This window comes from Planococcus dechangensis (genome assembly GCF_042654465.1).
GTDB classification, from domain to species: domain Bacteria; phylum Bacillota; class Bacilli; order Bacillales_A; family Planococcaceae; genus Planococcus; species Planococcus dechangensis.
In genome coordinates this window covers 18,353-45,271 of sequence record NZ_JBHSGL010000006.1, presented here as the reverse complement: position 1 = coordinate 45,271, position 26,919 = coordinate 18,353, and the positions used below count along the sequence as shown (strand labels likewise).

General features: G+C 47.9%; 22 protein-coding genes. All 22 read left to right on the top strand.

Annotated features, from left to right (window positions below; genetic code table 11):
* Window positions 1-61: 61 nt before the first annotated feature.
* The 22 genes from rpoB (at window position 62) to rplV (ending at window position 26,919) form a co-directional block, all read left to right on the top strand.
* Window positions 62-3,616 (top strand): DNA-directed RNA polymerase subunit beta, encoded by a 3,555-nt coding sequence (rpoB, locus tag ACFO5U_RS13015; protein WP_377279548.1) that lies wholly within the window; start codon window positions 62-64, stop codon window positions 3,614-3,616.
* A gap of 110 nt (window positions 3,617-3,726) precedes the next feature.
* The gene (gene rpoC, locus ACFO5U_RS13010) at window positions 3,727-7,335 is read left to right on the top strand and encodes a DNA-directed RNA polymerase subunit beta' (RefSeq protein WP_377279547.1); all 3,609 of its coding nucleotides are present in this window, start codon (window positions 3,727-3,729) and stop codon (window positions 7,333-7,335) included.
* 306 nt (window positions 7,336-7,641) lie between these two features.
* Window positions 7,642-8,061, top strand: a complete 420-nt coding sequence (rpsL, locus tag ACFO5U_RS13005) for a 30S ribosomal protein S12 (protein ID WP_377279546.1) — start codon at window positions 7,642-7,644, stop codon at window positions 8,059-8,061.
* 45 nt (window positions 8,062-8,106) lie between these two features.
* Window positions 8,107-8,577: a 30S ribosomal protein S7 gene (gene rpsG / locus ACFO5U_RS13000; RefSeq protein ID WP_377279545.1), complete on the top strand. Its 471-nt coding sequence runs from the start codon at window positions 8,107-8,109 to the stop codon at window positions 8,575-8,577.
* Between the two features lie 50 nt (window positions 8,578-8,627).
* Window positions 8,628-10,706, top strand: coding sequence for an elongation factor G (fusA, locus tag ACFO5U_RS12995; RefSeq protein WP_377279544.1), 2,079 nt, complete (start codon window positions 8,628-8,630; stop codon window positions 10,704-10,706).
* Between the two features lie 116 nt (window positions 10,707-10,822).
* A complete protein-coding gene (gene tuf, locus ACFO5U_RS12990; RefSeq protein WP_377279543.1) occupies window positions 10,823-12,010 on the top strand; it encodes an elongation factor Tu in 1,188 nt (395 codons plus the stop codon).
* A gap of 426 nt (window positions 12,011-12,436) precedes the next feature.
* Window positions 12,437-13,336 (top strand): branched-chain-amino-acid transaminase, encoded by a 900-nt coding sequence (gene ilvE, locus ACFO5U_RS12985; RefSeq protein ID WP_377279542.1) that lies wholly within the window; start codon window positions 12,437-12,439, stop codon window positions 13,334-13,336.
* A 339-nt stretch (window positions 13,337-13,675) separates the two neighbouring features.
* Window positions 13,676-15,409: a biosynthetic-type acetolactate synthase large subunit gene (gene ilvB, locus ACFO5U_RS12980; protein WP_377279541.1), complete on the top strand. Its 1,734-nt coding sequence runs from the start codon at window positions 13,676-13,678 to the stop codon at window positions 15,407-15,409.
* A complete protein-coding gene (gene ilvN, locus ACFO5U_RS12975; RefSeq protein ID WP_377279540.1) occupies window positions 15,406-15,918 on the top strand; it encodes an acetolactate synthase small subunit in 513 nt (170 codons plus the stop codon). Before ilvB ends, ilvN begins: the two co-directional genes overlap by 4 nt.
* 33 nt (window positions 15,919-15,951) lie before the next feature.
* Window positions 15,952-16,980: a ketol-acid reductoisomerase gene (ilvC, locus tag ACFO5U_RS12970; RefSeq protein ID WP_377279539.1), complete on the top strand. Its 1,029-nt coding sequence runs from the start codon at window positions 15,952-15,954 to the stop codon at window positions 16,978-16,980.
* A complete protein-coding gene (locus ACFO5U_RS12965; protein ID WP_377279538.1) occupies window positions 16,967-18,508 on the top strand; it encodes a 2-isopropylmalate synthase in 1,542 nt (513 codons plus the stop codon). Before ilvC ends, ACFO5U_RS12965 begins: the two co-directional genes overlap by 14 nt.
* Window positions 18,509-18,536: 28 nt before the next feature.
* The gene (gene leuB / locus ACFO5U_RS12960; protein WP_377279537.1) at window positions 18,537-19,637 is read left to right on the top strand and encodes a 3-isopropylmalate dehydrogenase; all 1,101 of its coding nucleotides are present in this window, start codon (window positions 18,537-18,539) and stop codon (window positions 19,635-19,637) included.
* A gap of 19 nt (window positions 19,638-19,656) precedes the next feature.
* The gene (leuC, locus tag ACFO5U_RS12955) at window positions 19,657-21,075 is read left to right on the top strand and encodes a 3-isopropylmalate dehydratase large subunit (RefSeq protein ID WP_377279536.1); all 1,419 of its coding nucleotides are present in this window, start codon (window positions 19,657-19,659) and stop codon (window positions 21,073-21,075) included.
* An 18-nt stretch (window positions 21,076-21,093) separates the two neighbouring features.
* Complete coding sequence (gene leuD, locus ACFO5U_RS12950) at window positions 21,094-21,684, top strand: 3-isopropylmalate dehydratase small subunit (RefSeq protein WP_377279535.1); 591 nt, start codon at window positions 21,094-21,096, stop codon at window positions 21,682-21,684.
* Window positions 21,685-21,836: 152 nt separating this feature from the next.
* The gene (locus ACFO5U_RS12945) at window positions 21,837-23,165 is read left to right on the top strand and encodes a Na+/H+ antiporter family protein (RefSeq protein WP_377279534.1); all 1,329 of its coding nucleotides are present in this window, start codon (window positions 21,837-21,839) and stop codon (window positions 23,163-23,165) included.
* Between the two features lie 256 nt (window positions 23,166-23,421).
* Window positions 23,422-23,730 carry a 30S ribosomal protein S10 gene (rpsJ, locus tag ACFO5U_RS12940; RefSeq protein ID WP_066790933.1) on the top strand — a complete coding sequence of 103 codons (309 nt, stop codon included), beginning with the start codon at window positions 23,422-23,424 and terminating at the stop codon, window positions 23,728-23,730.
* A 49-nt stretch (window positions 23,731-23,779) separates the two neighbouring features.
* Window positions 23,780-24,409 carry a 50S ribosomal protein L3 gene (rplC, locus tag ACFO5U_RS12935; protein ID WP_377279533.1) on the top strand — a complete coding sequence of 210 codons (630 nt, stop codon included), beginning with the start codon at window positions 23,780-23,782 and terminating at the stop codon, window positions 24,407-24,409.
* Window positions 24,410-24,437: 28 nt separating this feature from the next.
* On the top strand, window positions 24,438-25,061 hold the full coding sequence (gene rplD, locus ACFO5U_RS12930) for a 50S ribosomal protein L4 (protein ID WP_377279532.1): 624 nt from the start codon (window positions 24,438-24,440) through the stop codon (window positions 25,059-25,061).
* A complete protein-coding gene (gene rplW / locus ACFO5U_RS12925; protein WP_377279531.1) occupies window positions 25,061-25,345 on the top strand; it encodes a 50S ribosomal protein L23 in 285 nt (94 codons plus the stop codon). Before rplD ends, rplW begins: the two co-directional genes overlap by 1 nt.
* Window positions 25,346-25,389: 44 nt before the next feature.
* Entirely contained in the window at window positions 25,390-26,220 is an 831-nt protein-coding gene (gene rplB, locus ACFO5U_RS12920; protein ID WP_377279530.1) for a 50S ribosomal protein L2, read from the top strand.
* Between the two features lie 60 nt (window positions 26,221-26,280).
* Entirely contained in the window at window positions 26,281-26,559 is a 279-nt protein-coding gene (gene rpsS, locus ACFO5U_RS12915; RefSeq protein ID WP_146494301.1) for a 30S ribosomal protein S19, read from the top strand.
* Between the two features lie 18 nt (window positions 26,560-26,577).
* Window positions 26,578-26,919, top strand: a complete 342-nt coding sequence (rplV, locus tag ACFO5U_RS12910) for a 50S ribosomal protein L22 (RefSeq protein ID WP_215108227.1) — start codon at window positions 26,578-26,580, stop codon at window positions 26,917-26,919.

The following is a 26,919-nucleotide window of genomic DNA, read 5'->3' as shown; positions in this document are numbered from 1 at the left end:
TCATACACTATTTTACAGATATCGCAAAGTCCTATAATCGTTTTATTGAGGGGTGAATAAGTTGACAGGTCAACTAGTTCAGTACGGTCAGCATCGTCAACGCAGAAGTTTTTCGAGAATCAGTGAAGTACTGGATCTCCCGAATCTCATCGAGATCCAATCGTCTTCTTACGAATGGTTCTTGGAAGAGGGACTCCGTGAAATGTTCCGCGACATTTCACCAATCGAAGATTTCACAGGAAATCTATCTTTGGAATTCGTCGATTATAGCCTGGCAGATCCGAAATATCCAGTCGATGAATCGAAAGAGCGCGACGTTACTTATGCAGCGCCACTCCGCGTAAAAGTGCGCCTGCACAACAAAGAAACAGACGAAGTGAAAGAACAAGATGTCTTTATGGGTGATTTCCCATTAATGACTGAAACTGGAACTTTCGTCATTAACGGGGCAGAACGAGTCATTGTTTCCCAATTGGTCCGTTCGCCAAGTGTTTATTTCCATGACAAAACAGACAAAAACGGCAAAAGAGGTTTCGGAGCTACTGTTATTCCAAACCGTGGTGCATGGCTTGAATATGAAACCGATGCAAAAGATGTTGTATACGTCCGGATCGACCGCACACGAAAATTACCGGTGACGGTGCTTTTGCGTGCGCTAGGATTTGGGTCCGACCAGGAAATCATCGAATTGCTTGGCGACAACGAATATTTGCAGAACACGCTCGACAAAGACAACACCGAGAACACAGAAAAAGCGCTTCTTGAGATTTATGAGCGCCTGCGTCCGGGAGAGCCACCGACAGTAGAAAGCGCTAAAAGCTTACTTTACTCTCGCTTTTTCGACCCGAAACGCTATGATTTAGCAAATGTCGGCCGTTACAAAATGAACAAAAAGCTTCATATCAAAAACCGCTTGTTCAACCAGACAATTGCAGAAACGCTTGTCGATCCGGAAACGGGCGAGATTTTGGTGGAAGCTGGAACTGTCATTGACCGCCGTGTGCTTGACCGCTTGATTCCGAACTTGGAAAACGGCGTCGGATTCCACACTGTCTCCCAAGCTGGAGGCGTGCTAGAAGACGATGTAACGCTTCAATCCATTAAAATTTATGCGCCAAATGACGAAGAGCAAAAAGAAATCATCGTCATCGGCAATGCATATATAGAAGATAAGATTAAACACGTAACACCGGCGGATATCATTTCTTCCATCAGCTATTTCTTTAACTTGCTGCATGGCGTCGGCAATACCGACGATATCGATCACCTCGGAAACCGTCGTTTGCGTTCAGTCGGCGAGCTTTTGCAGAACCAGTTCCGCATCGGTTTGTCCCGTATGGAACGCGTTGTACGCGAGCGTATGTCGATCAACGATACGCAATCGATCGTTCCGCAGCAATTGATCAATATCCGCCCGGTTATTGCTTCGATCAAAGAGTTCTTCGGTAGTTCCCAGTTGTCTCAGTTTATGGACCAAACGAATCCGCTTGCTGAATTGACGCACAAACGCCGTCTTTCTGCGCTTGGGCCAGGTGGTTTGACGCGTGAGCGCGCAGGTTTTGAAGTACGTGACGTTCACTACTCCCACTATGGCCGCATGTGTCCGATTGAAACACCTGAGGGTCCGAACATCGGTTTGATCAACACGCTGTCGACATTTGCGAAAGTGAATAAATTCGGCTTTATCGAAACGCCGTATCGCCGCGTTGATCCAGAAACCAATAAAGTCACTGACCAAATTGATTATTTGACGGCTGACGAAGAAGATAACTACGTCGTAGCACAGGCGAATTCGCGCTTGAACGAAGACGGCTCCTTTGTAGAAGAAGAAGTGGTTGCACGTTTCCGTGGTGAAAACACGGTGTACAAACAATCCAGCGTCGACTACATGGACGTTTCGCCGAAGCAAGTCGTATCCGTTGCGACTGCGTGTATCCCGTTCCTAGAAAACGATGACTCCAACCGTGCTCTCATGGGCGCGAACATGCAGCGCCAAGCTGTGCCTCTATTGAACCCGGAAGCGCCGTTTGTCGGAACAGGCATGGAGCATTTAGCTGCGCGTGATTCCGGTGCTGCTGTCATCGCGAAAAATGATGGAATCGTTGAATTTGTTGAAGCGAAAGAAATTCGTGTTCGCCGTATTGAAAACGTAGAAGGCAATGAAGTCAAAGGCGACTTGGATACGTATCGCCTGCAAAAATTCGTTCGTTCCAACCAAGGTACCAGCTATAACCAACGCCCGATCGTTAAAGTCGGCGACCGTGTATCTAGACGCGATATTCTCGCGGATGGTCCTTCAATGGAACGCGGGGAAATGGCTCTTGGCCGCAACGTTTTAGTCGGCTTCATGACATGGGACGGCTTTAACTATGAAGATGCGATCATCATGAGTGAACGTCTCGTAAAAGACGATGTTTACACATCCATCCACATCGAGGAATATGAATCAGATTCCCGTGATACAAAACTCGGGCCTGAAGAAATTACGCGTGATATTCCAAACGTCGGCGAAGATGCTCTACGCAACTTGGACGACCGCGGCATTATCCGTGTCGGCGCTGAAGTGAAAGACGGCGATATTCTCGTCGGGAAAGTAACGCCTAAAGGGGTTACGGAACTGACAGCAGAAGAACGCTTGCTTCACGCGATTTTCGGTGAAAAAGCACGTGAAGTGCGCGATACATCCTTGCGTGTGCCTCATGGTGCAGGCGGAATCGTGCTTGACGTGAAGATTTTCAACCGTGAAGACGGCGACGAGTTACCGCCGGGCGTTAACCAATTGGTACGTGCATATATCGTCCAAAAACGGAAAATTTCCGTTGGGGATAAAATGGCCGGCCGTCACGGTAACAAAGGTGTTATCTCCCGTATTTTGCCGGAAGAAGATATGCCGTTCATGCCGGATGGCACACCGATCGATATCATGTTGAACCCACTGGGCGTTCCTTCTCGTATGAACATCGGCCAGGTGCTTGAACTACACCTTGGTATGGCTTCCCGTTCTCTAGGGCTTCATATGGCTTCGTCAGTATTTGATGGAGCAAACGAGGAAGATGTTTGGGAAACGATGGAAGAATCTGGTATGCCGCGCGACGGAAAAACCATTCTTTATGATGGCCGTTCAGGCGAACCTTTCGATAACCGTGTATCCGTCGGGATCATGTATATGATCAAACTGGCGCACATGGTCGACGACAAACTCCATGCCCGTTCAACTGGACCTTACTCACTCGTTACACAACAGCCGCTCGGCGGTAAAGCACAATTTGGCGGTCAGCGTTTCGGTGAGATGGAAGTTTGGGCACTAGAAGCATATGGTGCTGCACATACACTCCAAGAAATCCTGACAGTTAAATCCGATGACGTTGTCGGCCGCGTGAAAACTTATGAAGCCATTGTCAAAGGCGAAAGTGTTCCAGAACCAAGTGTTCCGGAATCCTTCAAAGTATTGATCAAAGAGCTTCAAAGTTTAGGTATGGACGTCAAAATGCTGACAATCGACGATGAAGAAATCGAATTGCGCGATTTGGATGAGGAAGATGAGCTGCAACCTGCAGATTCACTTAATATCTTGCCGATCGCTGATGAAGAATCGACAGTAGGAACGATTGACTAAAGTATATATAGAAGAAACTGTCCGGCACAGCGCCGGACAGCCATTCATCGATCTAGCCATTACCGAGGAAGAGCCGCACAGAAACTCGAGACAAAAGGGAGGTAGGCTCCTTGATAGATGTAAATAATTTTGAGTATATGAAAATCGGATTAGCATCACCCGATAAAATTCGCTCATGGTCCTATGGGGAAGTCAAGAAACCAGAAACAATCAACTACCGTACATTAAAGCCTGAGAAAGACGGCTTGTTCTGTGAACGTATTTTCGGTCCTACAAAAGACTGGGAATGCCATTGCGGAAAATACAAGCGCGTCCGTTATAAAGGTGTCGTCTGTGATCGTTGCGGCGTCGAAGTAACCCGTTCAAAAGTGCGCCGTGAGCGCATGGGCCATATCGAGCTTGCAGCACCGGTTTCTCATATTTGGTATTTCAAAGGAATTCCAAGCCGTATGGGCCTTATCCTGGATATGTCCCCGCGTTCTTTGGAAGAAGTCATCTACTTTGCTTCTTATGTAGTAATCGATCCGGCCGATACGCCGCTCGAGAAAAAACAATTGCTTTCCGAAAAAGAATATCGCGCATACCGCGATAAATTCGGCAAGAAATTCCAAGCAGCTATGGGTGCTGAGGCAATCAAACGTTTGCTTCAAGAAATCGATTTGGAACGTGAAACAGATGCATTGAAAGAAGAACTCAAATCTGCTCAAGGCCAACGCCGCACACGTGCGATCAAACGCCTTGAAGTGGTCGAGTCTTTCCGTAACTCTGGAAACAATCCGGATTGGATGATTCTAGATGTTCTGCCGGTGATTCCGCCAGAATTGCGTCCAATGGTCCAACTTGATGGCGGTCGTTTTGCGACTTCCGATTTGAACGACCTTTACCGCCGCGTCATCAACCGGAACAACCGCCTCAAGCGCTTGCTTGACCTTGGTGCACCTAGCATCATCGTCCAGAACGAAAAACGTATGCTGCAAGAAGCAGTCGATGCGTTGATCGACAATGGCCGTCGCGGCCGTCCGGTTACAGGACCAGGTAACCGTCCTTTGAAATCTCTTTCTCACATGTTGAAAGGGAAACAAGGACGTTTCCGCCAGAACTTGCTCGGAAAACGAGTCGATTATTCTGGACGTTCTGTAATCGTCGTTGGGCCGAACTTGAAAATGTATCAATGTGGTCTGCCGAAAGGCATGGCGATTGAATTGTTCAAGCCATTTGTTATGAAAGAATTGGTTGAACGTGGACTCGCACATAACATCAAGAGCGCGAAACGCAAAATCGAACGTCTCCATTCGGAAGTTTGGGATGTTCTTGAAGATGTCATCAAGGAGCATCCGGTTCTTTTGAACCGCGCACCGACACTTCACAGATTGGGTATCCAAGCATTTGAACCAACACTCGTTGAAGGTAAGGCAATCCGCCTTCACCCACTCGTTTGTACGGCTTACAACGCCGACTTTGATGGTGACCAAATGGCCGTTCACGTGCCGCTATCATCTGAAGCGCAAGCAGAAGCTCGCCTTCTTATGCTCGCAGCACAGAACATCTTGAACCCGAAAGACGGAAAACCGGTCGTAACACCTTCTCAGGATATGGTTCTCGGAAACTACTACTTAACGCTTGAGCGCAAAGGCGCAACAGGCGAAGGTGCGACATTCTCCGGACCAGAAGAAGTGCTGATCGCTTACCAAACTGGGCACGTGCATTTGCACACGCGCATCGCGGTTCAAGCCGGATCAGTCAACAACCCGACATTTACGGAAGAACAAAACAAAATGCTTCTTTTGACTACGGTCGGAAAAGTAATTTTCAACGAAATTCTTCCGAAATCGTTCCCGTATATTAACGAACCGACAGACTATAACCTGCAAGTGGAAACACCTGCGAAATATTTTGCGCCAACTACGACAGATGTCCGCAAATATTTCAAAGAAGCAGAACTTGTAACGCCGTTTAAAAAGAAAATCCTTGGGGAAATCATCGCAGAAGTATTCAAACGTTTCCATATTACGGAAACTTCGCGCATGCTTGACCGCATGAAGAGCCTTGGATTTAAATATTCTACACAAGCTGGTATTACAGTCGGCGTAGCGGATATCGTTGTTTTGCCGGATAAAGGCGAAATTCTAGTAGAAGCTCAGGCGAACGTGGATAAAGTGATGAAGCAATTCCGCCGTGGTTTGATCACGGAAGAAGAACGCTATACACGCGTTATCTCTTACTGGAGCAAAGCTAAAGATATCATTCAAGAAAAACTGATGGCATCTCTTGATACACTCAACCCAATTTACATGATGAGTGATTCTGGAGCGCGTGGTAACGCGTCCAACTTTACGCAGCTTGCAGGTATGCGCGGACTCATGGCCAACCCGGCCGGCCGCATTATCGAACTGCCGATCAAATCTTCATTCCGTGAAGGTTTGACAGTACTTGAATACTTCATCTCGACTCACGGTGCCCGTAAAGGTCTTGCCGATACAGCACTGAAAACAGCTGACTCCGGTTACTTGACTCGCCGTCTTGTCGATGTTGCACAAGATGCGATCGTGCGCGAAAATGATTGCGGAACTGACCGCGGTTTACTTGTCGGCGCACTCATGGAAGGCACGGAAGTCATTGAAGAGCTAGAAGAACGGATTGTCGGCCGTCATGCTAAGAAAACGGTACGCCATCCAGAAACAAAAGAAGTAATTGTAGAAAGAGACGCACTTATTACACAAGACTTGGCTCGACTCGTAATCGAATCCGGCCTTAAAGAAGTGACGATCCGCTCTGCATTTACATGTAATACAAAACATGGCATCTGTAAAAAATGCTACGGTACGAACCTTGCAACAGGCGACGAAGTGGAAGTCGGTGAAGCAGTCGGAATCATTGCTGCCCAGTCGATCGGTGAGCCAGGTACACAGCTTACGATGCGTACGTTCCACACAGGCGGTGTTGCAGGAGACGATATCACACAAGGTTTGCCGCGTATCCAAGAAATCTTTGAATCTAGAAATCCGAAAGGGCAAGCAGTCATTTCTGAAATCACCGGTACCATTACCGAGATTGATGAAATCCGCGAAGGCCAGAAGGAAATTACGATTCAAGGCGATGTGGAAACACGCAAATACTTGGCACCTTACAATGCACGCTTGAAAGTTCAAGTGGATGATACAATTCAGCGCGGCGAAGTGCTGACAGATGGTTCCATCGATCCGAAGCAATTGCTTCAAGTGAAAGAAGTTCAATCTGTTCAATTGTATCTATTGAAAGAAGTTCAAAAAGTTTACCGCATGCAAGGGGTAGAAATCGGCGATAAGCACGTAGAAGTTATGGTTCGTCAAATGTTCCGTAAAGTTCGCGTCATTGAAGCTGGAGATACTGACTTGCTGCCAGGTTCCCTTCTTGATATTCACCAGTTCACAGAAGCAAACGAAAAAGCAGTGCTTGCCGGCAATATGCCAGCGACTAGCCGACCTGTTATTCTCGGGATCACGAAAGCATCCCTTGAGACAGAATCGTTCCTATCTGCTGCGTCCTTCCAAGAGACGACCCGTGTCCTCACCGATGCGGCAATCAAAGGAAAGCGCGATGAGCTTCTCGGCCTGAAAGAGAATGTCATTATCGGGAAATTGGTTCCTGCAGGGACGGGCATGCAACGTTACCGTCAGATTGAAATCGAGCAGAGCGAGAAGAAAGCTCAGCGTGAAGAGATCGTCGGAAGCGAATCTTAAAGTGAACAATGAAATTCCCCGGAGGGCTAATAGCTCTCTGGGAATTTTTTTTGAATTGCTGTTGACAGTGGCGGTAGAAGGATGATAGTATATTAAAGGTTGATGATTGTCGATCTCTGCATGTCGGGAAGATGATTGTCAGGTACGAAGCAAAACAGTAAAAGCGTTCAGCTTTGCTGGATGTAGCCATAATGGCATTACTGATATCGGTTTTTGTGTGAAATCACAAAGACTTTGTTTTTTACCCAAAAATGAACCACCTGGATATGTGGTATTAGAACACCTTTTGAGAGGAGGAAAAAATCGATGCCTACTATTAACCAATTAGTTAACAAGCCTCGTAAACCGAAAAGCACTAAATCAGGCTCACCAGCGTTGAACAAGGGGTATAACAGCTTCAAGAAGTCACAGACTAACTTGAGCTCTCCACAAAAGCGCGGCGTCTGCACACGTGTTGGAACGATGACACCGAAAAAACCAAACTCCGCATTGCGTAAATACGCTCGCGTACGTTTGACGAACCAAATTGAGGTCAATGCATATATCGGCGGCGAAGGTCACAACCTTCAAGAGCACAGTGTTGTTCTTATCCGCGGAGGACGCGTAAAAGACCTTCCGGGTGTACGTTACCACGTTGTACGCGGAGCACTTGATACTGCTGGAGTAAACGGCCGTATGCAAGGACGTTCTAAGTACGGAACAAAACGCCCTAAAGAAAAAAAATAATCTAACAATGATTTAACGATAATTTCGTTGAAAGGAGGAACATACATGCCTCGTAAAGGTCCTGTAGCTAAACGTGACGTATTGCCAGATCCGATTTATAGCTCGAAATTGGTAACTCGTTTGATTAACAAATTGATGGTTGATGGAAAAAGAGGTACTTCACAAAAGATCCTCTACGGTGCGTTCGAACTTATTAAAGAACGCAGCGGGAAAGATCCACTTGAAGTATTCGAACAAGCGTTGGAAAACATCATGCCGGTTCTTGAAGTTCGCGCACGCCGTGTCGGTGGAGCTAACTACCAAGTACCAGTTGAAGTTCGCCCAGAGCGCCGTACGACTCTTGGACTTCGCTACCTAGTGAACTATTCACGTCTTCGTGGAGAGAAAACTATGGAAGAGCGTCTTGCTAACGAAATCCTAGATGCTGCCAACAACACTGGTGCTTCCGTCAAAAAACGCGAAGATATCCACAAAATGGCAGAAGCCAACAAAGCATTTGCTCATTACCGCTGGTAATTTCTTGCGAAACTTAAAATCTTATTTCGAGACGGAAGGAGAAAGACCATATGCCTAGAGAGTTCTCCTTAGACCATACACGTAATATCGGAATCATGGCACATATTGATGCCGGTAAAACGACTACTACGGAGCGTATTTTGTATTACACAGGCCGTATCCACAAAATCGGCGAAACGCATGAAGGTGCTTCTCAAATGGACTGGATGGAGCAGGAGCAAGAGCGTGGAATCACGATCACATCTGCTGCAACAACAGCTTCATGGGAAGGCCACCGCGTAAACATCATCGATACTCCAGGACACGTAGACTTCACTGTTGAAGTTGAACGTTCATTGCGCGTACTTGATGGTGCTGTGACGGTTCTTGATGCCCAATCAGGCGTTGAGCCACAAACAGAAACAGTATGGCGTCAAGCGACAACATACGGAGTTCCGCGCCTTGTATTCATTAACAAAATGGATAAAATCGGTGCAGACTTCTTGTATTCAGTAGGCACTCTTCACGATCGCCTGCAAGCTAACGCTCACCCAATTCAATTGCCAATCGGTGCAGAAGACGAGTTCTCAGGGATCATTGACCTTGTAAACATGAACGCGCGCTTCTATGCTAACGATTTGGGAACTGAAATCACTGAAGGTGACATTCCTGAAGAGTACAAAGAGCAAGCGGAAGAATACCACACGAAATTGGTAGAAGCAGTCGCTGAGCTTGATGAAGACTTGATGGAAAAATACCTAAGTGGTGAAGAACTTACTGTTGACGAACTTAAAGCTGCAATCCGTAAAGGAACGCTTGATGTTGAGTTCTACCCAGTAGTTTGCGGAACTGCTTTCAAAAACAAAGGTGTTCAATTGATGCTAGATGCAGTAATTGATTACCTACCATCTCCACTTGACGTCCCGCCAATGACGGCGCTTCGTCCGGACTCAGACGAAGAAGTATTGCGTAAAGCATCTGAAGACGAGCCTTTCTCTGCTCTGGCATTCAAAGTAATGACAGACCCATATGTAGGGAAATTAACGTTCTTCCGTGTTTACTCTGGTACTTTGAAATCTGGTTCATACGTTCAGAACTCTTCAAAAGGCAAGCGTGAGCGCGTAGGACGTATCCTGCAAATGCACGCAAACTCCCGTGAAGAGATTGCTGAAGTATATTGCGGAGACATCGCTGCTGCAATCGGCCTGAAGGATACTTCTACAGGCGATACGCTATGCGACGAAAAAGATCAAGTAATCCTTGAGCGCATGGTCTTCCCGGAACCGGTTATCTCCCTTTCGGTAGAGCCGAAATCCAAAGCGGACCAGGACAAAATGGGACAAGCTCTTGCGAAATTGCAAGAAGAAGACCCAACTTTCCGTGCTCACACAGATCAGGAAACTGGTCAAACGATCATCGCTGGTATGGGTGAACTTCACCTTGATATCTTGGTTGACCGTATGAGACGCGAATTCAACGTTGAAGCAAACGTCGGAGCTCCTCAGGTATCTTACCGTGAGACTTTCCGCCAGTCTGCAAAAGTTGAAGGGAAGTTCGTACGTCAGTCTGGTGGCCGTGGTCAGTTCGGACACGTTTGGATTGAATTCTCTCCAAACGAAGAAGGCGCTGGCTTCGAATTCGAAAATGCAGTTGTCGGTGGTGTTGTTCCACGTGAATACATCCCAGCAGTTGAAGCGGGTCTTCGCGACTCTCTTGATAACGGTGTTATTGCCGGCTATCCATTGATCGACATCAAAGCGAAATTGTATGATGGATCTTACCACGATGTTGACTCCAACGAAATGGCGTTTAAAGTAGCTGCTTCTATGGCTCTGAAAAACGCAGTATCGAAAGTTAACCCGGTACTCCTTGAGCCGATCATGAAAGTTGAAATTGTAATCCCTGAAGAATACCTTGGCGATATCATGGGTGACGTAACGTCTCGCCGTGGACGCGTAGAAGGTATGGACGCTCGCGGAAACGCACAAGTTGTCCGTTCAATGGTTCCACTTTCTGAAATGTTCGGTTATGCTACAAACTTGCGTTCTAACACGCAAGGACGTGGTGTGTTCTCAATGCACTTCGATCACTATGCAGAAGTACCGAAATCCATTTCTGAAGAAATTATCAAGAAAAACAAAGGGCAATAATTGAATTTTGACCTTTAATCAAGTATAAATAGTTTGTATGTCCATTCTGTAGTTTTCTGCAGGATGGACACTCCAAACGAACACTAATAACTTACATTTTTGAGGAGGATTTTCTAATGGGTAAAGCTAAATTTGACCGTTCTAAAACACACGCTAACATTGGTACAATCGGACACGTTGACCATGGTAAAACAACTTTGACTGCAGCAATCGCTACAGTACTAGCTAAAAAATCAGGCGGGGAAGCTCGTTCTTACGCTCAAATCGACAACGCTCCTGAAGAAAAAGAGCGCGGTATCACGATCAATACTTCACACGTTGAGTATGAAACTGAAACTCGCCACTATGCACACGTTGACTGCCCTGGTCACGCTGACTATGTTAAAAACATGATCACTGGTGCTGCACAAATGGACGGCGGGATCCTAGTAGTATCTGCTGCTGATGGCCCAATGCCACAAACTCGTGAGCACATCTTGCTTTCACGTCAAGTAGGCGTACCTTACCTTGTAGTATTCATGAACAAATGCGACATGGTAGACGACGAAGAACTTCTTGAACTAGTAGAAATGGAAGTTCGCGACCTATTGTCTGAATATGACTTCCCTGGCGATGACATTCCTGTCATCAAAGGTTCTGCACTTAAAGCTCTTGAAGGCGAAGCAGAATGGGAAGAAAAAATCGTTGAATTGATGAACGCAGTTGACGAGTACATCCCAACTCCACCACGCGACACTGATAAGCCATTCATGATGCCAGTTGAGGATGTATTCTCAATCACTGGCCGTGGTACAGTTGCAACTGGTCGTGTTGAGCGTGGACAAGTTAAAGTCGGCGACACTATCGACATCATCGGTCTTACTGAAGAGCCAAAATCTACTACTGTTACAGGCGTAGAAATGTTCCGCAAATTGCTTGACTATGCTGAAGCTGGCGACAACATCGGCGCACTTCTTCGCGGGATCTCCCGTGACGACGTTCAGCGTGGACAAGTTCTTGCTAAACCAGGCTCAGTTAAGCCACACACAACTTTCAAAGCTGAAGTTTATGTTCTTTCAAAAGAAGAGGGTGGACGTCACACTCCATTCTTCTCAAACTACCGTCCACAGTTCTACTTCCGTACAACTGACGTGACTGGCGTTTGTAACCTTCCTGAAGGAGTAGAAATGGTTATGCCTGGCGATAACATCGAAATGGATGTTGAGCTTATCGCACCAATCGCTCTTGAAGAAGGAACTAAGTTCTCTATCCGTGAGGGTGGACGTACTGTAGGCGCTGGCGTTGTAGCTACTATCCAGAAGTAATTCGCTCTAGCCGAACCCCTTAGCTCATAATTGAGTTAAGGGGTTTTTTATGTTGTGTTATAAGGAAATCCGTGGATTTTATTCATGGATTTCCTTTTTTGTATTGGCGCGTTAAAAGTTTGTCTTGTCTATGCGAGGGGCATCGGGTTGGACTTTTACAGCAAATTAAAGAAAACCTTCATTATTTCATACGCAATATATCGCATCTTAATAAAATATTCAAACTTTTTTAAAAACATTTAAAACCGCGCCATGACAGCAATGTAAACGGATACAAATGATTTCAATGTTCAGAATTAGCAAAAATATCGCATTTTGTTTGTTGACACCCTTTGGAATAGGCGATATGATAGCAACAATTTAACAGAACAAAGCAGATACACCGGCATATCGCCATAAAAAATTTCTTAGAAAGAAGTGGACATCATGACTGAACAAGTAATCTATATGAATGGTGAATTTGTAAAAAAAGAAGATGCCAAGGTTTCGGTTTATGATCATGGCTTTCTATATGGCGATGGAGTCTTCGAAGGCATTCGTTCTTACAACGGAAATGTCTTCCGCTTAGAAGAGCATCTCGAGCGCCTTTACGATTCGGCTAAGTCAGTGATGCTTGAAATTCCGCATACTTTCGAAGAAATGACTGAACTGGTCGTAGAGACGCTCCGGCAGAATAAATTAAAAGACGCGTATATCCGTTTAGTCGTCTCTAGAGGCGTCGGAAATTTAGGACTTGATCCTTTCAGCTGTGCGACCCCGAACGTCATTGTTATCGCAGAGCCGCTTTCCTTATTCCCAAAAGCTTTATACGACAGCGGTATTGAAATCGTTTCAGTCGCTTCCAGAAGAAGCCGCTCAGACGTGCTTAGCCCTAAAGTGAAATCACTGAACTATATGAATAACATCCTCGTAAAAATCGAAGCTAGCCTAGCGGGTGTGTCAGAAGCACTCATGCTGAACGATCAAGGGTATGTGGCGGAAGGATCCGCTGATAATATTTTCATCGTCCGGAAAAACAAGTTGTTGACGCCTCCAGGCTATGTCGGGGCGCTTGAAGGCATCACCCGAAACGCCATTATGGAAGTGGCGAAGCAAAAAGGTTATCAGATGGAAGAGGGCGTCTTCACTAGACACGATGTCTATGTAGCCGATGAAGTGTTTCTTACTGGAACGGCTGCGGAAGTCATTGCCGTCATTAAAGTGGATGGCCGTGTAATCGGAGATGGCAAGCCCGGACCGGTCACCAATGACCTGCTCGAGTCTTTCCGGGAATTGGTCCAGAAAGATGGCGTGAAAGTTTATAGCGAACATTTAAACGTTGTATAAAATTCATAAAACAATTCAATGACGAGGTTAAAGCAAAAGGAATACAGCATTTACAGAGAGCCGGGGTGGTGGAAGCCGGCAATGCTGCCAGATGCGACATCCCCTCTGAGTGGAACGCTGAACGGCTTAGGCCCTTTAGGTGCTCCCGGTAACTGCAAGTAAAGGGTTATCGTTATCAACGGATAAGCAATTATCCAAGAGGCTGCAAATCGCAGTGAAATAGGGTGGTACCATGAAGCTTTTTCATCCCTATGCAAAGAAGATGTCTTCTTTGCGTAGGAATGAAAAAGCTTTTTCATTTGGTACTGCCAAAGACTTAAGAAAAAGGAGGCGGAGAGATTGGGAGTAAACGTAAAGGTTAGAGAAGAAGTGAAACAAGGATTATCCGGCAGTGGGGCGGACGTATTGATTCAATCTTTGAAACAGCAGGGTGTGGACATTATTTTTGGCTACCCAGGAGGTGCGGTGCTGCCAATCTATGATGCTTTGCACCGGAATCCGATCCGGCACATCTTGGCCCGCCACGAACAAGGCGCTATCCATGCAGCAGAAGGTTACGCCAGAGTGTCTGGAAAAGCCGGAGTGGTCATCGCCACATCCGGTCCAGGTGCCACGAACCTGGTCACAGGCATTGCAGATGCCATGCTCGACTCGTTGCCGCTTGTCGTTTTTACCGGGCAGGTTGCCACATCGGTCATCGGAACAGACGCTTTTCAGGAAGCAGATATCGTCAGCATCACCCAACCAATCACGAAACATAATTACCAAGTGAAGAAAGTGGAAGATTTGCCGCGGATCATCAAAGAAGCATTTTTCATCGCATCTACAGGGCGTCCCGGACCGGTGGTTGTCGACATACCAAAAGATATCTCGACAATGATCTTTGCCGGCACCGAACAACAGGTAGATGCAGATGTCTACTTGCCGGGTTATCAGCCAACCACGACGCCGAACTATTTGCAGATCCAAAAAGCGGCCAAGCTATTATCCACAGCCAAAAAGCCAGTGATCCTGGCAGGTGCCGGAGTGCTGGCGGCAAGAGCTTCGGAAGAGCTACAGGCATTTGCTGAACATCACCAAATCCCGATTGTTAATACATTGCTCGGGCTTGGCACAATCGGTGGCGACCATAAGCTATTCCTCGGAATGGGCGGGATGCACGGAACTTATGCCGCCAACACAGCGATTTGCGAATGTGATGTGCTTCTCAATATCGGCGCCCGTTTTGATGACAGACTCACAGGAAACTTGGCCGCTTTCGCACCGAACGCGGAAGTCATCCACATCGATATCGATCCGGCGGAAATCGGCAAGAATGTTCCGACCGCTATCCCGATCGTGTCGGATGCGAAAGCCGCACTCATTGAACTATTGAAGAGCAATTTTGAAAGTCCAGATACACAACAATGGCATAGCAAGCTTAACGCATATAAAGAAGCTTATCCGCTTCAATATCACCAGAAAGAACGCCCAGGTATCATGCCTCAGCAGGCTGTTGAGTTGATCCACCGATTGACCGGGGGCGATGCCATCGTCACGACGGATGTCGGCCAGCACCAGATGTGGACAGCGCAGTATTACCGCTTCAACAACCCGCATAACTGGGTTACATCCGGTGGGCTTGGGACGATGGGCTTCGGCTTCCCGGCAGCGATCGGCGCAAAGTTCGCACGGCCAGAAGAAATGGTCGTCGCAGTTGTCGGCGATGCCGGATTCCAGATGACCCTGCAGGAGTTGTCGCTATTGCAAGAGTACCGTTTGCCGGTGAAGGTAGTCATTCTTAACAATGAAAGCCTCGGAATGGTACGCCAGTGGCAGGAAACTTTCTACGAGGAACGGTATTCCCAATCGATGATGCCGGTGCAGCCGGATTTCGTCAAACTAGCGGCAGCTTACGATATCGACGGCTATAAAGTCGAAACGATGGAACAGGCAGAAGAAGTATTCAAAAAAGCGTTTGAGTCGGATGGACCGGCGCTCATCGACTGCCGGGTAGTCCAACTCGAATGTGTTTACCCGATGGTCGCGCCAGGCAAAGGGCTCAACGAAATGATCGGGGTGAAAGGCGAATGAAGCGAGTAATCACAACGACGGTCATCAACCAGAGCGGCGTCTTGAACCGAGTTACCGGCCTATTGATGAAGCGTCAATTCAATATTGAAAGCATTTCAGTCGGACATACCGAGCAAGCGGGCATTTCAAAAATGACCTTTGTCGTGAATGTCGAGGACGAACGCAAGCTTGAACAATTGCTAAAGCAGCTGCAAAAACAAATCGACGTCCTGAAAGTGAATGACATTACCGATAAGGCGATGGTCATGAGGGAGCTTGCATTGATCAAAGTTGTGGCCCCGCCGGCCGCGCGCAGCGAAATCAACAGCATTGTTGAACCGTTCCGGGCAACGGTGGTCGATATGAGCAAAAACGTCACCACATTCCAAGTGACTGGTGATCCTGAGAAAATCGAAGCCTTCATCGATTTGATGAAGCCGTACGGCATCAAAGAATTAACAAGAACCGGAGTATCTGCCTTTGTCAGAGAAACGCAAAAAGCCCATACACCGCAATTGAACATTCTTTAAACTACAAACCCAAACCTGAGGAGGAAATTTAAAATGGCAAAAATGTATTATAACCAAGACGTAAACGAGCAGGCTCTAAAAGGACAGACAATCGCGGTGATCGGCTACGGGTCACAAGGACATGCCCATGCACAGAACTTAAAGGATTCAGGATTTAAAGTGGTTGTCGGTGTAAGACCCGGAAAATCATTTGACCAGGCGAAACAAGACGGCTTAGAAGTGACGACGGTAGCAGAAGCAGCACAAGCGGGAGACGTCATCATGATCCTCGTGCCGGATGAGCGCCAGACGCAAATTTACGAAGAATCAATCAAGCCGCATCTGACAGCTGGCAAATCACTCGTTTTCGCACACGGTTTTAACGTCCATTTTAATCAAATCGTTCCTCCAAAAGACGTGGATGTCTTCCTCGTTGCGCCAAAAGGGCCGGGACATCTCGTTCGCAGAACCTTTGAAGCAGGAGCAGGCGTCCCTGCCTTGTTCGCCATCCACCAGGATGTATCCGGAAATGCGAAAGATACGGCGCTGGCATATGCAAAAGGAGTTGGCGCTGCCCGTGCAGGTATCCTTGAGACGACATTCAAGGAAGAAACTGAAACCGACCTATTCGGAGAACAAGCCGTTCTTTGCGGCGGCGTGACTTCACTTGTCAAAGCTGGATTTGAAACATTGGTGGAAGCGGGCTATCAGCCGGAACTTGCCTACTTCGAATGCTTGCACGAACTGAAACTGATCGTCGACTTGATGTACGAAGGAGGAATGTCCGGCATGCGCTATTCCATTTCCGATACCGCTCAATGGGGCGACTTCGTCTCCGGCCCGCGTATTGTAGATGCAGATACAAAAGCCCGCATGAAAGATGTGCTGACGGATATCCAAACAGGCAAATTCGCCAAAGGCTGGTTGCTTGAGAACCAATTGAACCGCCCGGAATTCACGGCGATCGAAAATGCCGAAGCGGAACACCAAATCGAACAAGTCGGCCGCGAGTTGCGTGCCATGATGCCGTTTGTTAATGAAGACAAAAAATCTAAAGAGGTGGTTACTAATGTCTCAAATTGATATTTTCGATACGACACTACGGGACGGAGAACAGTCGGCCGGGATCAACTTGAATACAGCAGAGAAAATCGAAATCGCCCGCCAGCTCGAACGTCTAGGCGTGACGATTATCGAATCGGGGTTCCCGGCTTCATCGCCAGGCGACTTCGACGCAGTGCAGCGGATAGCCGGTACGGTGAAGAACTCCATCGTAACGGGCTTGTCCCGCTCCATGAAAGCGGATATCGACCGGACATGGGATGCGTTAAAAGGAGCGGAACAGCCGCATATCCACATTTTCCTAGCTACCTCCCCTATCCATATGGAACATAAATTGATGAAAACGCCGGAGCAGGTAGTCGACATCGCTGTCGAGTCTGTCCGCTACGCGAAAAAATTCTTCCCACTTGTGCAGTGGTCAGCGGAAGATGCATCGAGATCCGATCCGGAATTCCTGGTGCACATCATCAAGAAAGTCATCGAAGCGGGAGCTACGACAATCAACTTGCCGGATACAGTCGGCTACGCGACACCGGCGGAATACGGCGCGATGTTCCGCTATATGACAGAAAACGTACCGGGCATCGAGAACGTCAAGCTATCGGCGCATTGCCATAATGATCTGGGCATGGCGACGGCGAATACACTTGCTGCGATCGAAAACGGCGCAACCCAAGTCGAAGGCACCATCAACGGCATCGGCGAACGCGCAGGAAACGTCGCTTTGGAAGAAATTGCGGTAGCGCTGCACATCCGCAAACAATTCTATGAAATCGAAACCGGCATCAATTTGAATGAAATCAAGCGCTCGAGCCAATTGGTCAGTCAGTTGACGGGCAGTATTATCCAACCGAACAAAGCGGTTGTCGGGAAAAATGCTTTTGCGCACGAATCCGGCATCCACCAAGACGGCATGTTGAAAAATCCGTTGACTTATGAAATCATCACACCGGAATTGATCGGCGATGCCGCAACAGAGCTGGTCATGGGCAAACACTCCGGCAGGCACGCATTCCGCGACCGTGCGGTGAAGATGGGCTTTGAGTTGCCGGATGATAAATTGAATGAAGCGTTCGTTGAGTTCAAAAAACTCGCTGACCGCAAAAAACAGATCACCGAAGACGATTTGTTCGTTCTATTGACCGACCAGCAAATCAACGATACCGAAACACCGGTCTACAAACTCGAAAGCGTACAAGTGCAATATGGCACTGCCAATATTCCAACGGCAACAGCGTCTGCAATCGGCCCGGATGGTACGGCGATCCATGAAGCGGCGACAGGTTCGGGTTCGGTAGAGGCGATATTTAATACCCTCGAACGCATCGTCGATGGCAAAGTGCATATTTTGGATTACCGGGTGACGTCGATCGGCAAAGGGCGCGATGCACTCGGTGAAGCGGTCATCAATATGAGTTATAACGGAGAAACCGTCACAGGGCGCGATGTCGCGCAGGACGTATTAGAAGCAACCGCGAAAGCATATTTCAACGCAGTAAACCGCCAGCTCGTGAAGCAAGGGAATAAAATGAAAATCCAAGCAGTGTAACAAACAAACCCACAGAGGAGGAATTACTATGGAAAAGACAATCGCAGTATTGCCCGGAGACGGCATCGGCCCAGAAGTAACAGAAGCAGCAGTGAAGGTGTTGCGCTCCATTGCAATGCGCTATGGACACACATTCCATTGGAAATTCGCGGACATCGGGGGAGCGGCGGTCGATAAAACCGGCAGCCCGCTGCCGAAAGAAACCGTCGAAGCGTGTGAAGCGAGTGATGCGATCCTCCTCGGTGCGGTCGGCGGCCCGAAATGGGACAACAACCCGGCACAACAACGCCCGGAAAAAGGGCTTTTGAGCATCCGAAAGCATTTTGATTTATTCGCTAACGTCCGCCCTGTAAAAGCAGTGCCGGCACTTCTTGGCTCTTCCCCATTAAAAGAAGAAATCGCGCGCGATGTCGACATGGTCATCGTCCGTGAGTTGACTGGAGGCTTGTATTTCGGGGAACCGAAACGCCACAATGAAAGCTCAGCGGTCGATACACTCGTCTACACACGTGCAGAAATCGAGCGCATCGTCGACCAGGCCTTTGAAATGGCTCGTTCGCGCCGCGGCAAGCTGACTTCAGTCGACAAAGCGAATGTCTTGGAGTCGAGCAAACTATGGAGAAAAGTTGTAGAAGAGCGCAAAGCAGGCTATCCGGATGTGGAAGTCGAGCATATGCTGGTTGACGCAGCGGCAATGAAGTTGATCACCAATCCGAAAGCGTTTGATGTCTTAGTGACGGAGAACATGTTCGGTGACATCTTGAGTGACGAAGGATCGGTCATCACCGGTTCACTTGGCATGCTGCCTTCAGCGAGCATCCGTGCAGACGGCTTCGGCTTGTACGAACCGGTACACGGCTCAGCACCGGACATCGCGGGGCAAAACAAAGCAAACCCGTCCGCAGCGATTTTGTCAGCAGCGATGATGCTGCGCCAATCGTTCGGCATGGATTCAGAAGCATCGACGATTGAAGATGCGGTCATGAGCGTCCTAGAAGACGGCTATTGCACAGGTGATTTGTCTGCTTGCGGTAATAAAGTGATCTCTACGGAGCGTTTTGTCGAAAAAGTAATCGAAGAATTGGAACGGGAATTCGTGTCAGAACACATCATGTTTTCCTACGTGTAAATGGAAGGGGCACTCTGCAATGGCAAAGACGATTATTGAAAAAATCTGGGAACAGCATATTGTATTCGAAGAACCAGGCAAGCCTGACCTATTGTATATCGACCTGCATCTTTTGCATGAGGTCACATCCCCCCAGGCGTTTGAAGGCTTGCGTTTAAACGGCCGCAAAGTGCGCCGTCCGGATCTGTGCTTCGCGACGATGGACCATAACGTGCCGACGCGCAATCGCTCTGTCATTAAAGATCCGATTTCCCGTAAGCAAATCAAAACGCTTCAGGACAATTGCGATGAGTTCGGTGTGCCGCTTGCGGGCATCAACCATCCCGATCAAGGCATCGTCCACGTCATCGGGCCGGAACTCGGTCTTACGCAACCCGGCAAGACGATTGTCTGCGGCGATAGCCATACGTCGACCCACGGCGCGTTTGGCGCATTGGCGTTTGGCATTGGGACAAGCGAAGTAGAGCATGTGTTGTCGACGCAGACGCTTTGGCAGTCCAAGCCGAAAACGATGGAAATCCGCATCGACGGCGAACTGGGCTTTGGCGTTTCTGCAAAAGACATCATCCTCGCGGTCATCTCGAAGCTCGGCGTCGACATGGGAACTGGCCATATCGTGGAATATACCGGTGAAGCAATTCGCAAGCTATCGATGGAAGAACGCATGACCATCTGCAATATGTCCATCGAAGCCGGAGCGCGTGCCGGTCTGGTCAGTCCGGATGAAACAACGGTCGAGTATTTGCGCGGCAGAAGAAATGTGCCCCAGGGCGAAGCGTTTGAGCAGGAAGCCGAACGCTGGCTTGCTCTTGCGACAGACGAAGGCGCACGCTACGATGTGACTCATACGGTCCACGCGGATGATATCTCGCCATTTGTTACATGGGGCACCAACCCGTCTATGGGGTCGGGTATTGCCGAAAGCGTGCCGACAGCAGATGACTACGACAAGCAGGAAGATAAAGATGCTTTGCGCCAGGCGCTTGCTTATATGCAACTAGAAGAAGGCGCTCCACTATCGTCCATCGCGATCCAGCACGTCTTCATCGGATCGTGCACGAACGCACGCCTCAGCGATTTGCGTGCGGCAAGTGACATCGTCAAAGGCAGAACGGTTCATCCGTCCGTTACGGCGATCGTCGTGCCGGGTTCCGAGACCGTCAAGCGTGCGGCAGAAGCAGAAGGGCTCGACCAAGTGTTCCTGCAAGCCGGATTTGAATGGCGAGAAACGGGTTGCAGCATGTGCCTGGCAATGAACGAAGACTCGGTGCCGGCAGGAGAGCGTTGCGCCTCCACTTCGAACCGCAACTTCGAAGGGCGCCAAGGCGCCGGTTCGATGACGCATTTGGTGTCACCGGTGATGGCGGCGGCAGCTGCGATTGAAGGGCATTTGACCGATGTCCGCGACTTTATGAAAGAACCTGTGCCCTCGGCATAACGGAAGGAGGAACTGAATTTGAAACCGATCAACGAAATTTCGAGCGTGTTAACGCCGCTCGACCGCAAAAACGTCGACACCGACCAAATCATTTCGAAGGAATTCCTCAAGCGCATCGAGCGCACAGGCTTCGGGAAATACTTGTTTTACCATTGGCGTTTCAATGCTGACGGCACACCCAATCAAGATTTTGTGTTGAATGACCCTCGCTTTCAAGGCTCTGAAATTCTTGTAGCCCAGGAAAACTTCGGCTGCGGCTCCTCCCGTGAACATGCACCGTGGGCTATACAGGATTACGGCTTCCATGTGGTCATTGCCCCGAGTTATGCGGATATCTTCTATAATAACTGTGTGAAGAACGGCATCTTGCCGATCCGCTTAGAAGAGGCACAAGTGACCGCATTGCTGGAAAAAGGCAAAACAGCGCCTTACCGGCTCGATGTCGATTTAAAAGCACAAACCGTTACGGGTGAAGACGGCGCCAGCTATTCATTCGATATCGATCCGTACTGGAAAGAAATGCTGTTGAACGGCTGGGATGAAATCGCCTTGACGGTCCAATACGAATCCTATATTCAAGCGTACGAAGAAAAAATAAAACACGCATAAAAAACCGCTCTCTGCCTCATTGAGTAATACGAGGCGAGGAGCGGTTTCTTAATGCAATAAAATAGACAGCACGCTGTGTTGACATCATTCTGCAGATTTGTTATTTTAGTAAAGGACTTTAACGCTTTAGCAAACTAAAGGAGAAATGAACAATGAATGCAGTTATTATCGCAGTATTAGTGATGCTGATTTTAAGTTTGCTCCGTGTCAACGTCGTCTTTGCATTGCTGCTAGGCGCGCTCGCTGGCGGATTGAGCGGCGGACTAAGCTTTACGGAAACACTCACTTCGTATACAGAGGGGCTTGGTGCAGGTGCGACCATTGCACTTAGCTATGCCATGCTCGGCGGATTTGCCGTAGCGATTTCTAGGACCGGCATTCCGGAGCTATTGGTCGCAGGAGTATTGAAGATGGTCAATAAAGAAGGGGAGGCGACGCGCCAAAACTTGGCGAAAGCGCTCATCATCTTTGCGTTGTTCTCCATGGCGATCTTTTCTCAAAACTTGATCCCGATCCACATTGCGTTCATTCCATTGTTGGTGCCGCCGATTTTGCACATCTTGAATGAATTGCGCATCGACCGCCGGCTGATCGCAGCGGTCTTGACTTTCGGGTTGACGGCTCCTTATATTTTATTGCCGTATGGCTTTGGATTGATCTTCCATGAAATCCTTGCTACGCAGATGGAACTCGCGGGCATGCCGATCGATATGGCGGATATCCCAAGAGCGATGGTGTTCCCGGTAGCGGGGCTGTTCCTCGGCTTGATCATTGCGGTGTTTGTATCTTACCGCAAGCCGCGCGACTATCGTCAAACGGAAGAAGCTATTTCTATAGTAGAAACTCCAAAACGCACCGCTTCCATAAAAGATGTCATCGTCACCGTTATTGCATTGATCGCCGCGCTGTTCGCGCAGATCCAAAGCGAATCGATGATCATCGGGGCGCTCGCCGGTATTCTGATCCTCTACATCTTCGGCGCGATGAAGTGGAAAGAAGCGGACGACGTTCTGACGGCGGGCATGCGCATGATGGCGTTTATCGGCTTTGTCATGATCTCGGCGAATGGCTTTGCTTCGGTCATTCAAGAAACCGGCGCCATCGGGACGTTGGTCGAGAATGCAGCAAATGTGTTCGGTGACCAGAAAGGCTTGGCGGCACTCGCCATGTTGATTGTCGGGTTGTTTGTTACGATGGGCATCGGCTCGTCGTTCTCGACGATTCCGATCATCGCAGCCATATTCGTTCCGCTCAGCGTGGAGTTTGGATTCTCGACGCTCGCAATCATTGCATTGATCGGGACAGCAGGAGCGCTCGGTGATGCCGGCTCTCCTGCATCGGACTCGACGCTCGGGCCGACAGCAGGGCTCAACGTCGACGGGCAGCACAACCACATCTGGGACACGGTCGTCCCGACCTTCCTTCATTACAATATTCCGCTCGTCATCTTCGGCTGGCTGGCGGTCATGTTCCTCGGTTAAGTCCGAAAGATTTCGACTATTTTCGTATCGGTTGAAAGTGAAAAGAATCCTGCTATACTAGTAAAAGCGAATGAAAAAGAATTTCGTGGAAAGCCTTGCGGAATTCTTTTTTATTTTGTATAATGGTGAATGTTGGTCTTTGACTGCGAAGAAGCGAGAGGTTACCGACACACCCGGCCGCTTTGCCATGGCGAGTGTACGGAAAATTTTCGTGGAGAAGTCTATCCCAAAAATAGGCGAAAAGGGAGGGAAAATAATGGCAAAACAAAAAATTCGTATCCGTTTGAAAGCATACGATCACAGAATCCTAGATCAGTCTGCTGAGAAGATTGTTGAAACTGCAAAACGTTCAGGTGCTAGCGTATCAGGTCCGATACCGTTGCCGACTGAAAAATCCATTTACACAATCTTACGTGCTGTACACAAATACAAAGATTCTCGTGAGCAATTCGAAATGCGCACACATAAACGTCTGATCGATATCGTTAATCCGACACCACAGACTGTTGACGCGCTAATGAAACTGGATCTACCATCCGGCGTTGATATTGAAATCAAACTATAATTGGTAACCGACAATAGAAAACATAAAAATTTGCAGGAGGTGTGACGACATGACCAAAGGAATCTTAGGTAGAAAAATCGGTATGACGCAAGTTTTTGCTGAGAACGGTGATTTGATCCCAGTAACTGTAATTGAAGCTTCTCCAAACGTAGTGCTTCAGAAAAAGACAATTGAATTGGATGGCTACGAATCGGTACAACTTGGTTTTGAAGACAAGCGCGAAAAGCTTGCAAACAAACCATCTAAAGGCCACGTAGCAAAAGCAAACACTGCTCCTAAGCGCTTCATTCGCGAACTTCGCAATGTAAACTTAGCTGATTACGAGATTGGTCAAGAAGTCAAAGTAGATGTATTCGCAGAAGGCGATGTAGTAGATGTAACAGGAACTACGAAAGGTAAAGGTTTCCAAGGTGTTATCAAACGCCACGGACAATCACGCGGACCAATGACTCACGGTTCACGTTACCACCGTCGTCCTGGTTCAATGGGGCCTGTTGCTCCGAACCGCGTATTCAAACAGAAGAAATTGCCTGGTCAAATGGGCGGCAACACGGTCACTATCCAAAACCTTTCAATCGTGAAAGTGGATGTTGAGCGCAACTTGCTTCTAGTTAAAGGTAATGTTCCTGGTTCACGCAAAGCATTGATCCGTGTTAAATCGGCAATCAAAGCTAACTAATAACATTTAAAGAAAGGAGGAAACAGGAATGCCTAAAGTAGCTTTACTAAATCAAACCGGTTCACAAGTTGGCGACATCGAGTTGAACGATCTAGTCTTCGGTATTGAACCAAATGAATCTGTACTTTTCGATGCAGTCGTTGCACAACGTGCTTCATTGCGTCAAGGTAACCACAAAGTTAAAAACCGTTCTGAAGTAGCCGGTGGCGGTAAGAAGCCATGGCGTCAAAAAGGAACTGGACGTGCCCGTCAAGGTTCGATCCGTTCACCACAATGGCGTGGAGGCGGCGTCGTATTCGGCCCGACACCACGTAGCTACAGCTATAAACTTCCTAAAAAAGTCCGTCGCTTAGCTCTTCGTTCTGCATTGTCTTCGACAGTCGTGAACGAGAACTTGATGGTACTTGAAGGATTGGCTTTCGATGCACCGAAAACAAAGGAATTCACTAAATTGGTGACTGACCTTTCAATCGGCAAAAAAGCATTGTTCGTAACAGCTGACCTTGATGAGAACGTTGCATTATCTGCACGTAACATCAAAGGCATGACAGTTGTTCCGGCAAACGGCATCAACGTATTGGACTTGCTTGGACATGATAAAGTCATCATGACTAAAGCAGCCGTAGAGAAAATCGAGGAGGTGCTAGGTTAATGGAAGCACGTGACATTCTAAAGCGTCCGGTCATTACCGAGCGTTCTTCTGAGGTAATGGCGGAGAAGAAGTACACTTTTGAAGTGGACGTTCGCGCTAACAAAACACAAGTTAAACATGCAGTGCAGGAAGTCTTCGGCGTTCAAGTTGAGAAAGTCAACATCATGAACTACAAAGGCAAATTCAAGCGCATGGGCAAACACGCAGGATACACAAACAAACGCCGCAAAGCGATTGTTAAATTGACTGCTGATTCTAAAGACATCGAGCTATTCGAAATTTAATTCCATAAGTTCGTAAAGGACTATTAAAGAAGGAGGGAAACAACGTGGGGATTAGAAAATATAAACCTACCACTAACGGTCGTCGTAACATGACGAGTTCGGATTTCGAAGAAATCACAACGAACAAACCTGAGAAATCGCTTTTACGACCAGTAAAGCGTAAGGGCGGCCGTAATAACCAAGGTAAAATCACTGTACGCCATCACGGTGGTGGACATAAACGCCAATACCGTGTGATCGATTTCAAACGTAACAAAGACGGCATTCCAGGTCGCGTTGCTACAATCGAGTACGATCCAAACCGTTCTGCAAACATCGCGTTGATTCATTATGCTGATGGGGAAAAACGTTACATCCTTGCTCCTAAAGGTGTAGTCGTTGGAACACAAATCATGTCAGGTCCAGAAGCTGACTTTAAACCAGGTAACGCTATGGCATTGTCACTGATCCCAATGGGTTCAACAATCCATAACATCGAGTTGAAACCAGGCGGAGGCGGCCAATTGGTACGTTCTGCAGGAGCTTCAGCACAGGTTCTTGGTAAAGAAGGCAAATACGTAACGGTTCGTTTGCAATCAGGCGAAGTTCGCTTGATCCTTGCTACTTGCTACGCAACTATCGGAGCAGTAGGAAACGAACAACACGAATTGATCAACATCGGTAAAGCAGGACGCAACCGCTGGAAGGGCAATCGCCCAACAGTCCGTGGATCTGTTATGAACCCGAACGATCACCCGCACGGTGGTGGTGAAGGCCGTTCGCCAATCGGACGTAAATCACCAATGTCTCCATGGGGCAAACCAACTCTTGGATACAAAACACGCAAGAAGAACAACAAATCCGATAAATTTATCGTGCGTCGCCGTAAAAAATAATTTGATTCCGCTACGGTTCGCTAACAGAACCGTGGTGCAATCACGAAGGGAGGATCCCACATGGGCCGCAGCTTGAAAAAAGGACCTTTTGCTGATGATCATCTTATGAAAAAAGTTGATGCACAAAAGGACTCTGAGAAAAAACAAGTGATCAAAACTTGGTCTCGCCGTTCTACAATTTTCCCGACATTCATCGGACAAACAATCGCAGTATACGATGGTCGTAAACACATCCCTGTATACGTGACTGAAGACATGGTGGGCCATAAACTAGGCGAATTCGCGCCAACACGCAAATACGCTAGTCATGGTGCAGACGATAAGAAAACAAGACGTTAATGAGAGGAGGATTTCCCCATGCAAGCAAAAGCTGTCGCTAGAACAGTACGTATTGCTCCTCGTAAAGTCCGTTTAGTAGTAGATTTGATCCGAGGCAAGCAAATCGGCGAAGCCGTTGCGATTTTACAACACACTCAAAAATCATCTTCGATTGTTGTTGAGAAGTTATTGAAATCTGCAGCAGCTAACGCTGAACACAACTACGAAATGAACGTCGAGAACCTTGTTGTCAGCGAAGTATTCGTTGATGAAGGACCGACTTTGAAGCGTTTCCGTCCACGTGCAATGGGACGCGCGAGCGCAATCAACAAACGCACTAGCCACATCACACTAGTGGTATCTGAGAAGAAGGAGGGATAA

Excerpts from the sequence above, each read along its gene's own strand:
- ilvN (WP_377279540.1), top strand. The coding sequence starts at position 15,406 with ATGAAGCGAGTAATCACAACGACGGTCATCAACCAGAGCGGCGTCTTG.
- ilvE (WP_377279542.1), top strand. The coding sequence starts at position 12,437 with ATGACTGAACAAGTAATCTATATGAATGGTGAATTTGTAAAAAAAGAA.
- rpsJ (WP_066790933.1), top strand. The coding sequence starts at position 23,422 with ATGGCAAAACAAAAAATTCGTATCCGTTTGAAAGCATACGATCACAGA.
- rplV (WP_215108227.1), top strand. The coding sequence starts at position 26,578 with ATGCAAGCAAAAGCTGTCGCTAGAACAGTACGTATTGCTCCTCGTAAA.
- leuB (WP_377279537.1), top strand. The coding sequence starts at position 18,537 with ATGGAAAAGACAATCGCAGTATTGCCCGGAGACGGCATCGGCCCAGAA.
- ACFO5U_RS12965 (WP_377279538.1), top strand. The coding sequence starts at position 16,967 with ATGTCTCAAATTGATATTTTCGATACGACACTACGGGACGGAGAACAG.
- leuC (WP_377279536.1), top strand. The coding sequence starts at position 19,657 with ATGGCAAAGACGATTATTGAAAAAATCTGGGAACAGCATATTGTATTC.
- rplD (WP_377279532.1), top strand. The coding sequence starts at position 24,438 with ATGCCTAAAGTAGCTTTACTAAATCAAACCGGTTCACAAGTTGGCGAC.
- fusA (WP_377279544.1), top strand. The coding sequence starts at position 8,628 with ATGCCTAGAGAGTTCTCCTTAGACCATACACGTAATATCGGAATCATG.
- rpsL (WP_377279546.1), top strand. The coding sequence starts at position 7,642 with ATGCCTACTATTAACCAATTAGTTAACAAGCCTCGTAAACCGAAAAGC.
- ACFO5U_RS12945 (WP_377279534.1), top strand. The coding sequence starts at position 21,837 with ATGAATGCAGTTATTATCGCAGTATTAGTGATGCTGATTTTAAGTTTG.
- ilvC (WP_377279539.1), top strand. The coding sequence starts at position 15,952 with ATGGCAAAAATGTATTATAACCAAGACGTAAACGAGCAGGCTCTAAAA.
- rplC (WP_377279533.1), top strand. The coding sequence starts at position 23,780 with ATGACCAAAGGAATCTTAGGTAGAAAAATCGGTATGACGCAAGTTTTT.
- rpsS (WP_146494301.1), top strand. The coding sequence starts at position 26,281 with ATGGGCCGCAGCTTGAAAAAAGGACCTTTTGCTGATGATCATCTTATG.
- rplW (WP_377279531.1), top strand. The coding sequence starts at position 25,061 with ATGGAAGCACGTGACATTCTAAAGCGTCCGGTCATTACCGAGCGTTCT.
- rpsG (WP_377279545.1), top strand. The coding sequence starts at position 8,107 with ATGCCTCGTAAAGGTCCTGTAGCTAAACGTGACGTATTGCCAGATCCG.
- tuf (WP_377279543.1), top strand. The coding sequence starts at position 10,823 with ATGGGTAAAGCTAAATTTGACCGTTCTAAAACACACGCTAACATTGGT.